Origin of the sequence: Aeromonas sp. (assembly GCF_050633025.1) — a bacterium.
In the GTDB taxonomy this organism is placed as follows: domain Bacteria; phylum Pseudomonadota; class Gammaproteobacteria; order Enterobacterales; family Aeromonadaceae; genus Aeromonas.
Map to the genome: position 1 here is coordinate 1 of NZ_JBODRQ010000099.1, position 12,972 is coordinate 12,972.

Annotated in this window: 12 protein-coding genes; 7 read left to right on the forward strand and 5 right to left on the reverse strand. The window is 59.8% G+C overall.

What is annotated here, in order from left to right; genetic code table 11:
• The 4 genes from ACRAUW_RS13160 to radC all read right to left on the reverse strand — a co-directional run.
• Window positions 1–416: hypothetical protein (locus ACRAUW_RS13160; protein ID WP_431362629.1), on the reverse strand; the 416-nt coding region annotated here is incomplete at its 3' end.
• A gap of 90 nt (window positions 417–506) precedes the next feature.
• A complete protein-coding gene (gene rpmG / locus ACRAUW_RS13165; RefSeq protein WP_005307500.1) occupies window positions 507–674 on the reverse strand; it encodes a 50S ribosomal protein L33 in 168 nt (55 codons plus the stop codon).
• A gap of 11 nt (window positions 675–685) precedes the next feature.
• Entirely contained in the window at window positions 686–922 is a 237-nt protein-coding gene (gene rpmB, locus ACRAUW_RS13170; RefSeq protein WP_005307492.1) for a 50S ribosomal protein L28, read from the reverse strand.
• Window positions 923–1,058: 136 nt separating this feature from the next.
• The gene (gene radC / locus ACRAUW_RS13175) at window positions 1,059–1,733 is read right to left on the reverse strand and encodes a RadC family protein (RefSeq protein ID WP_431362630.1); all 675 of its coding nucleotides are present in this window, start codon (window positions 1,731–1,733) and stop codon (window positions 1,059–1,061) included.
• 148 nt (window positions 1,734–1,881) lie between these two features.
• On the opposite strand from radC, the gene coaBC reads away from it, so the two are divergent.
• From coaBC to pgi, 5 genes are all read left to right on the forward strand, one after another.
• Window positions 1,882–3,084, forward strand: coding sequence for a bifunctional phosphopantothenoylcysteine decarboxylase/phosphopantothenate--cysteine ligase CoaBC (coaBC, locus tag ACRAUW_RS13180; protein WP_431362631.1), 1,203 nt, complete (start codon window positions 1,882–1,884; stop codon window positions 3,082–3,084).
• Between the two features lie 80 nt (window positions 3,085–3,164).
• Complete coding sequence (gene dut, locus ACRAUW_RS13185) at window positions 3,165–3,623, forward strand: dUTP diphosphatase (protein ID WP_005339498.1); 459 nt, start codon at window positions 3,165–3,167, stop codon at window positions 3,621–3,623.
• Window positions 3,624–3,691: 68 nt separating this feature from the next.
• A complete protein-coding gene (gene slmA / locus ACRAUW_RS13190) occupies window positions 3,692–4,288 on the forward strand; it encodes a nucleoid occlusion factor SlmA (protein ID WP_005339495.1) in 597 nt (198 codons plus the stop codon).
• Between the two features lie 169 nt (window positions 4,289–4,457).
• Entirely contained in the window at window positions 4,458–5,294 is an 837-nt protein-coding gene (locus ACRAUW_RS13195; RefSeq protein WP_431362632.1) for a mechanosensitive ion channel domain-containing protein, read from the forward strand.
• A 338-nt stretch (window positions 5,295–5,632) separates the two neighbouring features.
• On the forward strand, window positions 5,633–7,282 hold the full coding sequence (gene pgi, locus ACRAUW_RS13200; RefSeq protein WP_021231531.1) for a glucose-6-phosphate isomerase: 1,650 nt from the start codon (window positions 5,633–5,635) through the stop codon (window positions 7,280–7,282).
• A 169-nt stretch (window positions 7,283–7,451) separates the two neighbouring features.
• Here pgi and ilvC read toward each other — a convergent pair whose 3' ends face one another.
• Complete coding sequence (ilvC, locus tag ACRAUW_RS13205) at window positions 7,452–8,933, reverse strand: ketol-acid reductoisomerase (protein WP_182933180.1); 1,482 nt, start codon at window positions 8,931–8,933, stop codon at window positions 7,452–7,454.
• Between the two features lie 221 nt (window positions 8,934–9,154).
• On the opposite strand from ilvC, the gene ilvY reads away from it, so the two are divergent.
• Both ilvY and ACRAUW_RS13215 read left to right on the forward strand, forming a co-directional pair.
• A complete protein-coding gene (gene ilvY, locus ACRAUW_RS13210; protein WP_431362633.1) occupies window positions 9,155–10,048 on the forward strand; it encodes an HTH-type transcriptional activator IlvY in 894 nt (297 codons plus the stop codon).
• Between the two features lie 164 nt (window positions 10,049–10,212).
• A complete protein-coding gene (locus tag ACRAUW_RS13215; RefSeq protein ID WP_431362634.1) occupies window positions 10,213–12,795 on the forward strand; it encodes a GNAT family N-acetyltransferase in 2,583 nt (860 codons plus the stop codon).
• Window positions 12,796–12,972 lie beyond the last annotated feature (177 nt).

A 12,972-nucleotide genomic window follows, 5' to 3' on the forward strand; every position in this document is an offset into this window, starting at 1 on the left:
GTGAGGGCAAGCCAGAGACCGGACGGCAGCTGAGCGCCATATTGGCCGCTGTTCTGATAGAGGCCGATCTCGACCGGATCGCTCTGGCCGGCAATCCACACCTTGATGGTCACCGGGGTACCGCGCACCGCCTCGCCGGGGGGTAGCAACCAGCCTTGCCAGCGCGCCAGCCGGGCATCCAGCTGCGCCGTGTCGAGTCCCAGATCCGGCACACTGCGCCAGCCCTGACCGATCCGCTCAATCTGCCAGCTCGGCCCCTGCCAGGTAAGCACCACGGCCGCATCCGGCAGCAAGGGGCGAGCCCGCTTGGCGCTGTTCTCCTGCTGGGCCAACTCCATACGATGCAACAGGGTGATCACGATCAGCACCACCACTATGATCACGTTATTCCAGCCTTTGCGGCTCAATTTGAACATGGCAAGCCCCCCTTTGAACCGCCAGTGTACTGAATTCGACGTATAAAAAAACCCGGCACGAAGCCGGGTTTTTGAGACAGAATCAAGAGATTACTTGATTTTGCCTTCCTTGTAGATCACATGCTGACGAACAACGGGATCAAACTTTTTGATCTCCATTTTTTCGGGCATGGTGCGCTTGTTTTTGGTAGTGGTATAGAAGTGACCAGTACCGGCGCTGGAGTTCAGGCGAATTTTTTCGCGAATACCTTTAGCCATGATCTAATTCCTTATACCTTAACACCGCTGGCGCGCAGTTCAGCCAGAACCACTTCAACGCCACGCTTGTCGATGATACGCATGCCTTTTGCGGATACGCGCAGGCTTACGAAGCGTTTTTCACTCTCAACCCAGAAACGGTGAGTGTGCAGGTTCGGCAGGAAACGACGCTTGGTAGCGTTGTTAGCGTGCGAACGGTTGTTACCAACTGCCGGGCGCTTGCCGGTTACTTGGCATACTCTAGACATGTCAGTCTCTCCAAATCTTACTTCATTGCTCGAGCAAATATCTGCCCCGCTGGCCTTCGATTGCGGGGCAAACAGAAGGCGGCATTTTATACAGCATCCGTGATCAAAGATCAACTAATACGGTGCCAGAGCACAGTTATAGCCAACCGCGCTCAGCAAAAGAAACCGTGATGCCATCACCGATCACCAAGTGATCCAGCACTCTGATATCGATCAGGGCCAAAGCGGCCGTGATCCTATCCGTGATCTGGCGGTCGGCCCTACTGGGCTCGGCAACGCCGGACGGGTGATTATGCGCCAGAATCACAGCGGCTGCATTATGTTTGAGCGCGATCTGCACGATTTCTCTTGGCCAGACGCTCGCCGAATCGATAGTGCCGTAAAAAAGCTCAACAAATTGAATGACTCTGTGCTGATTATCGAGCAACAGCAGGGCAAACACCTCCCGCGGTCTATCCCGCAGCTGGGCTTGCAGATAGTCGCGGGTCAGCTGAGGCGAAGTCAGGGCATCGCCCCGCTGCAGCTGCTGCGCCAGATGGCGTTTGGCCATCTCCAGCACCGCCTGCAATTGGGCATATTTGGCCGGACCAAGGCCGTGAGCCTCGCAGAACGCCTGCTGATCCGCACCCAGCAGATTGCGCAACGATCCGAACTGATTCAACAGGCTACGGGAGAGATCGACCGCACTCAGGCCACTGACGCCGGTGCGCAGAAAGATGGCGAGCAGTTCGGCATCACTGAGCACCGTTGGCCCCTGTCGCAGCAGCTTCTCTCTGGGGCGTTCATCTTCTGGCCACTCCTTGATGCTCATTTGTCTCTCCCTCATCCCTGTTGAGAAAAAACATAGCAAATATTTGCGTGTTCCCCGCCACAACCCCTTGATGCCAACCCCTGTCGTCATCCCCTGCCTGTGGTATCTTAGCCAACCAGTCAGAGTAAGCCGGATAGAGAAACTGCAGATGAGATTGGCCGATAAACGCATCCTGTTGGGTGTCAGTGGCGGGATCGCCGCCTACAAGAGTGCCGAGCTGGTACGCCGCCTGAAAGATCAGGGGGCCGAAGTGCGGGTGGTGATGACCCGCTCCGCCAAGGAGTTCATCACACCGCTGACCCTGCAGGCGGTCTCCGGTCATCCGGTGGCCTACAGCCTGCTGGATCCGGCTGCCGAAGCGGGCATGGGCCATATCGAGCTGGCCAAGTGGGCCGATTTGGTGCTGATCGCCCCCGCCAGCGCCAACCTGATGGCACGGATGGCGGCCGGCATGGCCGATGAACTGCTGACCACCCTCTGTCTGGCCACCCCGGCACCGGTCGCCCTGGCGCCCGCCATGAACCAGCAGATGTACCTCAACGCCGCCACCCAGGCCAACCTCAAGACCCTGGCCAGCCGCGGCGTCCTGCTGTGGGGGCCGGACTCCGGCAGCCAGGCCTGTGGCGATGTGGGCCCGGGCCGGATGCTGGATCCCCTCGAACTGGTGGATCGCTGCTGCCAGCAGCTGGCCGCCGAGCCCTTGCTGGCAGGCGTCAAGCTGCTGCTCACCGCAGGTCCAACCCGCGAGGCACTGGATCCGGTGCGCTACATCAGCAACCACAGCTCCGGCAAGATGGGCTATGCCATCGCCCGCGCTGCCCGCGAAGCGGGCGCCGAAGTGACGCTGGTGAGCGGCCCGGTGACGCTGGCTACGCCTGCTGGCGTGACCCGTGTCGATGTGGAGAGCGCGGAGCAAATGCATCAGGCGGTGATGAGCCAGCTGGGCGAGTGCGACCTCTTCATCGGTTGCGCCGCGGTAGCCGACTATCGCCCCGAACAGGTGGCCAGTCAGAAGATCAAGAAGACCGGCGATAACGACCAGATGGTGGTGAAGCTGGTGAAGAATCCCGACATTATCGCGGCCGTCGGTGCCCTTTCAGACAAACCCTTCACCGTCGGATTTGCCGCCGAAACCGTGGATGTGGAACAATACGCCCTCGATAAATTGCAGCGAAAGCGGTTGGACATGATCGCCGCCAACGATGTATCCCGCGAGGGGCAAGGTTTCAACGCCGATGACAACGCCCTGACCGTGTTCTGGCAAGGGGGTCAGGCGCCTCTGCCGCTGGCCGACAAGCTGACGCTGGCCCGTCACCTGATCGCCCTGATTGCGCGCCACTACCGGCACTGAGCGTCCCGAAAGAACAAGACTCACGGCGCCCCGCCTGCCAAGAGGGGCGCCAACACAAGATCCAACTGAAAAAGCGATTCATGACTACACAAATTGAACTGAAGATTCTGGATGCCCGTATCGGTACCGAGTACCCGCTGCCCGCCTACGCCACACCGGGCTCTGCCGGCATGGATCTGCGCGCTCTGCTGGATGCACCGCTGACTCTGGCTCCGGGCGATACCACTCTGGTACCGACCGGTCTGGCCATCCACATCCAGGATCCGGGTCTGTGTGCCACCATCCTGCCCCGCTCCGGTCTCGGCCATAAGCACGGCATCGTGCTGGGCAACCTGGTCGGTCTCATCGATTCCGACTATCAGGGTCAACTGATGGTCTCGGTATGGAACCGCGGCAAGGATGAGTTCACCATGCAACCCGGCGAGCGCATCGCCCAGCTGGTGATCATGCCGGTCGTTCAGGCCAGCTTCCAACTGGTCGATGAGTTCAATCAGAGCGAACGGGGTGAAGGCGGTTTTGGTTCTTCTGGTCGCCAATAACAGACCACACCAGCCCGATGGGCGGTGCTTAATAATAGAATCAAGCCATTGTTTTTTTAGGGGAATCCATGGCAAGCAGTAATCAGAAACAGAGTCGGCGCGATCAGATCCTGCAGGCGCTCGCCCATATGCTGGAAACCAGTCCCGGCCAGCGCATCACCACGGCCCGTCTGGCGGCTGAGGTCGGCGTCTCTGAAGCAGCCCTCTATCGACATTTTCCCAGCAAGGCGCGGATGTTCGAGGGGCTGATCGACTTTATCGAGGATTCCCTGCTGTCACGGGTCAATCTGATCATGGCGGAAGAGAAGGACACCATGGCACGCTGCCACCACATCCTGCAGCTGCTGCTGGTGTTCGCCGAGCGCAATCCCGGCATCACCCGCATCCTCAATGGCGACGCCCTGCTGGGTGAGCACGATCGGCTGCGGGATCGCATCAGCATCCTGTTCGACAAGCTGGAGACCCAGATCAAGCAGGTACTACGCGAGAAGCGGCTGCGCGAGGGGCAGGGCTTCCAGCTCGACGAGACCATGCTGGCCAATCTGCTGCTGGCCTACACCGAAGGCCGCATCAGCCAGTTTGTCCGTTCCGAGTTCAAGCTCAAGCCCACCGCTGGCTTCGAGGATCAGTGGCAATTTATCCGCAGCCAACTGCTGCAGAGCTGATGGTTTTTTAGCGTCATTCAGCAAAAAGAAAAGAAGGGGGCTTTGGCCCCCCTTCTTTTTTGTGTCAGGTTTTTATGGCAGAAAAGAAGTACCAGATGCGACCCGTACTGTCGCGCTGCGGTGTTAGATTTATCCACCATAAACCTTTTAGAACCTGACAGGACATCCTATGGAACCCGAAATCATTACCGAAGCGCAAACCTGGCTGGTCAACAACCAGGGACTGCTGATCGAGTATGCCGTCAACATCGCGGCCGCCCTGCTCACCCTGCTGGTCGGCTATATCGCCGCCAACCTCATCAGCAGTGGCGTGGTCAAGGTGATGCAGGCCCGCAAGCTGGACACCACCGTCACCCATTTCATCGGCAGCATCCTCAAATACGCCATTCTGGTGTTTGTGGTGATCGCCGCTCTGGGCCGAGTCGGGGTGCAGACCGCCTCCTTCGTCGCCATTATCGGTGCCGCCGGTCTGGCCATCGGTCTGGCGCTGCAAGGCTCGCTCTCCAACTTCGCTGCCGGCTTCCTGCTGATCATCTTCCGCCCCATCAAGGCGGGCGAGTTTATCGAAGTGGCAGGCACCGCGGGTGTGGTGCAGTCCGTTCAGCTCTTTACCACCACCCTCACCTCAGGTGACAACAAGATGGTGGTAGTCCCGAACTCCGCCATCCTCAACGGCACCATCGTCAACTACTCGCGCATGGATACCCGCCGCGTCGATATGACCTTTGGCATCGGCTACGGCTCTGACCTGCGCAAGGCCAAACAGATCCTCGAGCGTCTGGTGAGCGAAGAGCCGCGCATCCTGAAAGATCCGGCAGCCACCATTGCCGTTGCCGCGCTGGCCGACTCCTCGGTCAATATCGTGGTGCGCCCCTGGGTGAAAACCGCTGACTACTGGGGGGTCTGGTTCGACTTCCACGAGAAGGTGAAACTGACCTTTGATGCCGAAGGCATCGAGATCCCCTTCCCGCAGATGGTGATGCACATGCAAAAACCGCAGGCGTGATCGCGGTTCTGCTGCAACAGACAATGCCAGCCTTCGGGCCGGCATTGTCATTTCTGGCGCACCATTCGCTGCATAATCAGGCCGGCGGAATGAAAACAATTTCAGAGCTGCGGGCCAGCCCCAATCATGAGCGAGCGCAAGATCTCCCTTGCTTTCGTGACTCATAATCCCGATGTTCTGGTTGTATACTCCCGACGGTTGCCCCATTGCGGTAAAAGACAATCGGTAAAACTCTGTTACACGGACCGCCCGGCCAGCTCGCTATAATGCTCGGATAATAAGGTTTGGCGGGACCTTGCCTGCAAGGTTCAAACACAACTTGGCATTTCAGGAATCCTATGAAAAACATCAATCCAACCCAAACCCAGGCCTGGCAGGCACTGGAAGCCCACTTTGCAGCAAACAAAGAGACTCGACTCAAGGATCTGTTCGCGCAGGACCCGAAGCGCTTTGACAAGTTTTCCCTCACCTTCGGCGGCGACATCCTGGTTGATTACTCGAAGAACCTGATCACCGAAGAAACCCTCAAGCTGCTGGTTGATCTGGCCAAAGAGACCGATCTTCGCAGCGCGATCGATGCCATGTTCAATGGCGACAAGATCAACATGACCGAAGGCCGCTCCGTACTGCACGTGGCCCTGCGCAACCGCTCCGACCGCCCCATCGAGTGCGACGGCAAGGATGTGATGCCGGAAGTGAATGCCGTACTGGCCAAGATGAAGGGCTTCTGCGAGAAGGTAATCGGAGGCGAGTGGAAAGGCTACACCGGCAAGGCGATCCAGCACGTGGTCAACATCGGTATCGGTGGCTCCGATCTCGGCCCGGTGATGATCACCGAGGCACTGCGTCCCTACAAAAACCACCTGCAGATGCACTTCGTCTCCAACGTCGATGGTACCCACATCGCCGAGACCCTGAAGAAGATCGATCCGGAAACCACCCTGTTCCTGGTGGCCTCCAAGACCTTCACCACCCAGGAGACCATGACCAACGCCCTGACCGCCCGCGACTGGTTCATCAATATCGCCGGTGACAAGGCCCACGTTGCCAAACACTTCGCGGCCCTCTCCACCAACGGCAAGGCCGTGGCCGAGTTCGGTATCGACACCAACAACATGTTCGAGTTCTGGGACTGGGTTGGCGGCCGCTACTCCTCCTGGTCTGCCATCGGCATGCCCATCGCCCTCTCCGTCGGTTTCGAGAACTTCGAAGCCCTGCTGCAAGGCGCCTTCGAGATGGACATGCACTTCGCCACTGCCTCCTATGAGCAGAACGTGCCGGTGCTGCTGGCGCTGATTGGCCTGTGGTACAACAACTTCTACGGTGCCGAGTCCGAAGCCATTCTGCCGTACGACCAGTACATGCACCGCTTCCCTGCCTACTTCCAGCAGGGCAACATGGAGTCCAACGGCAAGTACGTGGATCGCAACGGCAAGCCGGTTGACTACCAGACTGGCCCCATCATCTGGGGTGAGCCGGGCACCAACGGCCAGCACGCCTTCTACCAGCTGATCCATCAGGGCACCAAGCTGATCCCCTGTGACTTCCTGGCGCCGGCCATCAGCCACAACCCGATCGGTGACCACCACCCGAAACTGCTGGCCAACTTCTTCGCCCAGACCGAGGCGCTGGCCTTCGGCAAGAGCAAGGAAGAGGTTGAAGCCGAGTTCCTGGCTGCTGGCAAAACCCTGGAGCAGGTCAAGGATCTGGTGCCGTTCAAGGTGTTCGAAGGCAACCGCCCGACCAACTCCATCCTGTTCAAGAGCCTGACCCCGAAAACCCTGGGTGCCCTGATCGCCATGTACGAGCACAAGATTTTCGTACAGGGCGCAATCTGGAACATCTTCTCCTTCGACCAGTGGGGCGTGGAGCTGGGCAAACAGCTGGCCAACAAGATCCTGCCTGAGCTGGGCAACAACGAGGCTGTCACCAGCCACGACTGCTCCACCAACGGCCTGATCAACACCTGGAAAGCGTGGAAAGCCTGATTTAACCGGCCTTTCTGAATGCAAAAGCCCCGCTCGATGAGCGGGGCTTTTTTATGACCATCTTTTATGACTGTCAGGCTGGTTTTTCTGGCTGGCCGGTCGGGTGTCCAGTCCGACCGGCGACGGGGATCGTCACCCCCGCCCCTTCATCCTCCAGCCCGATGCTGGCTTAACCGCCAACTGCGATGCGCTTCATGTCTTTCATATAACCACGCAGTACCTGGCCGATTTTTTCGATCGGATGGTTGCGGGTCGCTTCGTTGGCCGCCAGCAGCGCCAGGTTATCCACGCTCTGCCCTTCCGCCTTGCTGGCACCCAGATCGCCCGCTTTCAGGGTCGGCATGAAGTGCTCGCGCAGCAAGGGCACGGCGGCGTTGGCGAACAGGTAGTTACCGTATTCGGCGGTGTCGGAGATGACCACGTTCATCTCGTACAGACGCTTGCGAGCAACGGTGTTGGCGATCAGCGGCAACTCGTGCAGGGATTCGTAGTAGGCGGACTCCTCGTAGATACCGGAGGCCACCATGGTCTCGAACGCCAGCTCGACACCCGCCTTGACCATGGCCACCATCACCACGCCATTGTCGAAGTACTCCTGCTCGGCAATCTTGCCTGCAAACGCCGGGGCGTTTTCGAAGGCGGACTTGCCGGTCTCTTCGCGCCAGCCGAACAGCTTGGCATCGTCTTCGGCCCAGTCGGCCATCATGCCGCGGGAGAACTCACCGGCGATGATGTCGTCCATGTGCTTCTCGAACAGCGGGCGCATCAGGGTCTTGAGCTGCTCGGAGAGCTCGAAGGCGCGCAGCTTGGCCGGGTTGGACAAGCGGTCCATCATCAGACTGATGCCCCCCTGTTTCAGGGCTTCGGTGATGGTCTCCCAGCCGAACTGGATCAGCTTGCCGGCGTAGGCCTTGTCGGTCCCTTCGGCAACCAGCTTGTCGTAGCAGAGCAGGGAACCGGCCTGCAGCATGCCGCAGAGGATGGTCTGCTCGCCCATCAGGTCGGATTTCACTTCCGCCACGAAGGAGGACTCCAGCACCCCGGCACGGTCGCCGCCGGTGGCAGAGGCCCACGCCTTGGCGATGGCCATGCCTTCGCCCTTGGGATCGTTCTCCGGGTGAACGGCGATCAGGGTCGGTACGCCGAAACCGCGCTTGTACTCCTCACGCACTTCGGTACCCGGGCACTTGGGCGCAACCATCACGACTGTGATGTCGGAGCGGATCTGCTGACCCTCTTCCACCACGTTGAAGCCGTGGGAGTAGCCCAATGCGGCGCCCTGCTTCATCAGCGGCATCACGGTTTTCACGACGTCGGAGTGCTGTTTGTCCGGAGTCAGGTTCAGCACCAGATCGGCGGTCGGGATCAGCTCTTCATAGGTACCGACCGCGAAGCCGTTGTCGGTAGCCTTCTGCCAGGAGGCGCGCTTCTCGGTGATGGCGGCCTTGCGCAGGGCGTAGGAGATATCCAGCCCGGAGTCACGCATGTTCAGACCCTGGTTCAGACCCTGGGCACCACAGCCCACAATCACCACCTTCTTGCCCTTCAGCACGTTGCAGCCGTCCGCGAACTCTTCGCGCTGCATGAAACGACACTTGCCCAACTGGGCCAACTGCTGACGCAGGTTCAAGGTGTTGAAATAGTTAGCCATGGTGATTGCTCCGTTCGATTGATTCCATGCCGGATAGCGGCGTTGTCTGAACCACTATAGCGCGGGACACTTATTGCCTGAACTGATATATTCGAAACAGTACATTGCAATAACTGAAACGTTAACCCTTCATAATTGCCTGCTGAATGTACCGCGAGATGGCAGAAACAAGCCGCCAACCGCTGGATATCGGGCACACATGCCGCGCCAGGAGCTGAAAGATGGACCTTCGCAATCTCGAGCTGTTTCTCCACCTCGCCGACTCCCTTCATTTCGGCAAAAGCGCCGATGCCATGGCGGTCAGCCCCTCCACCCTGAGCCGCGCCATCCAGCGACTGGAACAGGAGACCGGCTGCATCCTGTTCGAGCGGGACAACCGCTCGGTACGGCTCACCCCCGCCGGCGAGAAGCTGCGCGAATTCGGCGGCGGCCTGTTGCAGGAGTGGCGCCAGCTCAAGCAGGAGCTCAAACGCAGCGATGAACCGCTGCAGGGGCGGCTGCGGGTCTTCTGCTCGGTCACTGCCAGCTACTTTCTGCTGCCCGAGGTACTGGAGCGCTTTCGCCGCCGCTACCCCCAGCTGGAGATCAAGCTGGAGACCGGCGACCCGGCGCTGGCGGTGGACAAGATCCTGGCCGACGAGGCCGATCTCGCCATCGCTGCCCGCCCCGATGCCCTGCCCGCCAAGCTGGAGTTCGCCAGCCTTCAGCTGGTGCCGCTGGTCTTTATCGCGCCGCGCAACGCCCCGCAACTGAACCTGTGGTTCCGTCAGGGAGAACCTGATTGGGAGCAGCTGCCAGTCATCCTCTCCGAACAGGGGCTGGCCCGCAAACGCAGCGATCAGTGGTTTCGCAACAAGGGGATCGCCCCCAACATCTATGCCGAAGTGGCGGGCAACGAGGGTATCGTCGCCATGGTGGCGCTCGGCTGTGGTGTGGGGCTGGTACCGGCGGCGGTGATCGACCACAGCCCGCTCGGCGACAAGGTGCGGATCATCGACCTCAAACCCGCCTTCAAGCCATTTGATGTGGGGATCGGGGTGCTCAAGAAGCGGCTGGAAGAACCGCTGATCCGCGCCTTCTGGTATACCGCGCAGAACCAGACTTCACTGCGCTAAAAGCGACGATTGTGGCTCTGCCTGTGCAGACAGGCGTGCGGGCACCCGACTGGCTATTTATCTGCGTGCCAACACCCTGAACAAACGGTGATCAGGATCCGGTCACAGAACCCGCAGCAAAGGCGTATTAGACTGGTATCTTCCCCCTTTCGACGGGAGTGCCCATGAACGCAAGCGGTCTGGATCGGCTGTTCAAACCCCAATCAATCGCCATCATCGGCGCCTCGACCGATCCGCACAAAGCGGGCCATGTGATCGTGCGCCACCTGCTGGCGGGCCAGTTCAAAGGGCCCATCCTCCCCGTCACCGCGCGTAACAAGGCCATCGCTGGCGTGCTGGCCTATCCCGATATTGCCAGCCTGCCGCTGACCCCGGATCTCGCCATCATCTGCACCAAGCGGGAGCGGGTCTTGCCGTTGCTGGAAGCGCTCGGCCAGAAGGGTGCGGGGGCTGCCATCATACTGGCCGCCGACTTTTCCCCCGAGGAACGGTTGGAGCTGAAACGGGTCTGCCAGCAATATGACATTCGCCTGCTCGGCCCCAACAGCATGGGGATGTTGCTGCCCGGCCAGGGGATTAACGCCAGCTTTTCCCCCATTGCCGCCAAGCCGGGGCAGGTCGCCTTTCTGTCGCAATCCGCCGCCGTCAGCACCACCATTCTGGATTGGGCCAAGCAGCATGAGCTGGGCTTTTCCGCCTTTATCTCCCTTGGCGATCACTGCGATATCGACTTCGGCCAGCTGCTGGATCAGCTCTCCCGCGACAGCGTCACCCGCGCCATCTTGATCTACATGGACAAGTTGCACGACGCCCGCCACTTTCTCTCGGCGGCGCGGGCAGCCTCGCGCAACAAGCCGATCCTGGTGCTAAAAAGCGGGCGCCACGAACCGGCCCACGGCCTCGACAATGTCTATGATGCCGCCATCCGCCGTGCTGGCATGCTGCGGGTACGGGATACCCACGAACTGTTTGCCGCGGTGGAAACCCTCAGCCACTCCATGACCCTCAAGGGAGAGCGGCTCGCCATCATCTCCAACGGCCGCGGTCTGGCCAATATGGCGGTGGATGTACTGCTGGAGCGGGGTGGCAAGCTGGCTCGCCCGCCGCTCGACATCGGCAGCGATGCCACCATCACCACCTATCAGGAGGCGCTGGACAGCATGTTGCAGGAAGACGGCATCGACGCCATCCTGATCATCCACGCCCCCTCGCTCACGGCACCGAGCGCGCCGCTGGCCAGCCATCTTATCGCCCATCTGAAACAGCATCCCAGAGCACGCCGTTTCAATATCCTCACCAACTGGGCGGGCGAATACTCGGCGCAGGAGGGGCGTAAACTCTTTACTGAAGCGGGCTTCCCGACCTACCGCACGCCGGAAAGCGCCATGGCGGCCTTCATGCACATGGTGGAATACCGCCGCAACCAGAAGCAACTGATGGAAACCCCGGCTTCACTGCATGGCAACCAGCTCAATGTCGAGCTGTGCCAGCAGCTGATCCGCCAGGCGCAAGACCGCAAACAGCTGAGGCTGGATACCCATCTGGTGCACCCGATTTTGCAGGCTGCCGGTCTCTCGACCCTGCCAACCTGGATCGTCACCGACGCCATCGAGGCGACCCTGACTGCCGAGCAGATCGGCTACCCGGTGGCAGTCAAACTCCGTTCTCCCGATATCCTGCACAAGTCTGCCGTACACGGGGTAGTGCTCAATCTGCGCACCTCGGCCGAAGTGGCACAAGCCGCAGATGCCATTCTGGACAGGGTCAAACAACATGATCCGGGCGCCCGCATCGAAGGCTTGTTGGTGCAGCGGATGGCCCGCCGCAACGGCGGCCTCGAGCTGCGGGTGCGTATCCAGCAAGACGCCATCTTTGGCCCCGTCATTCTGCTGGGTGAATCGGGTGCCGAACCGCAGGAGATGGTCGCGGCGCTACCGCCGCTCAATCACGCGCTGGCTCGTTACCAGATCATCGGCGCACTCAAAAGCCGTAAAATCCGCGAACAGGCGACGCCGGAACGACTGGATATCGATGCCTTGGGCCAAGTGCTTTGCCAGCTCTCCGAACTATTGCTCGCCTTTCCGGAGATTCAGGAGCTGGACCTGCACCCGCTGCAAGCGTGCGGTGCCGAAATGGTGGTGCTGGATGCCAGCCTCGTGCTGGCAGACCCCTCCATCCCGACCAGCAACCGGCTGGCAATCCGCCCCTATCCTACCGAACTGGAGGAAGGTGCCTGGCTTAAGGATCAGCGCCATATCCTGCTGCGCCCGATCCGGCCGGAAGATGAACCGGCTCACAAGCAGTTTGTGCTGCAGGTCTCCGATGAAGACAGGTACAAACGCTTCTTCGCCGATGTGGGTGAGCTGGGCCATGAAGAGCTGGCTCGCATGACCCAGATCGATTACGACCGGGAAATGGCCTTCGTAGCGGTGGGGCAAGATGGCGAGCTGCAGGATCAAATCCTCGGCGTGGTACGCGCTATCTCGACCCCGGACCAGAGCGATGCCGAGTTTGCCATTCTGGTGCGATCGGACTTGAAAGGGGTGGGTCTCGGCAAATTGATGATGGAGAAGATCATCCGTTACGCCAAAGAGCAGGGGATTGGCCAGCTATCCGGCATGACCATGCCCAGCAATCGTGGCATGGTCAACCTCGCCAAACGGCTTGGCTTCAAGATCGATGTGCAAATGGCAGAGGGGGTGGTCAATATGGAACTGCCCTGTAGTCAGCAGGCAGCAGAAGGCTGATTTGACCATCTGTAGAGTTGTTCAAATGGCAGTAAATGAAACTGATAAGACTCTGATATAGCCCGAAAATGGTGGGAATAACCGGCTATCTGGCCCTCTCTTGGCAGGTAAAAACCAAACGTTGGCTGTTTAACACGCTAAAAACATCAAGGCCCGATCGTGAGACTGGGCTTTGAT

What these genes read in the sequence shown, in the direction of transcription:
- rpmG (WP_005307500.1), bottom strand. Translation starts at nt 674, where the DNA reads ATGGCTAAAGGTATTCGCGAAAAAATTCGCCTGAACTCCAGCGCCGGT.
- rpmB (WP_005307492.1), bottom strand. Translation starts at nt 922, where the DNA reads ATGTCTAGAGTATGCCAAGTAACCGGCAAGCGCCCGGCAGTTGGTAAC.
- radC (WP_431362630.1), bottom strand. Translation starts at nt 1,733, where the DNA reads ATGAGCATCAAGGAGTGGCCAGAAGATGAACGCCCCAGAGAGAAGCTG.
- coaBC (WP_431362631.1), top strand. Translation starts at nt 1,882, where the DNA reads ATGAGATTGGCCGATAAACGCATCCTGTTGGGTGTCAGTGGCGGGATC.
- dut (WP_005339498.1), top strand. Translation starts at nt 3,165, where the DNA reads ATGACTACACAAATTGAACTGAAGATTCTGGATGCCCGTATCGGTACC.
- slmA (WP_005339495.1), top strand. Translation starts at nt 3,692, where the DNA reads ATGGCAAGCAGTAATCAGAAACAGAGTCGGCGCGATCAGATCCTGCAG.
- ACRAUW_RS13195 (WP_431362632.1), top strand. Translation starts at nt 4,458, where the DNA reads ATGGAACCCGAAATCATTACCGAAGCGCAAACCTGGCTGGTCAACAAC.
- pgi (WP_021231531.1), top strand. Translation starts at nt 5,633, where the DNA reads ATGAAAAACATCAATCCAACCCAAACCCAGGCCTGGCAGGCACTGGAA.
- ilvC (WP_182933180.1), bottom strand. Translation starts at nt 8,933, where the DNA reads ATGGCTAACTATTTCAACACCTTGAACCTGCGTCAGCAGTTGGCCCAG.
- ilvY (WP_431362633.1), top strand. Translation starts at nt 9,155, where the DNA reads ATGGACCTTCGCAATCTCGAGCTGTTTCTCCACCTCGCCGACTCCCTT.
- ACRAUW_RS13215 (WP_431362634.1), top strand. Translation starts at nt 10,213, where the DNA reads ATGAACGCAAGCGGTCTGGATCGGCTGTTCAAACCCCAATCAATCGCC.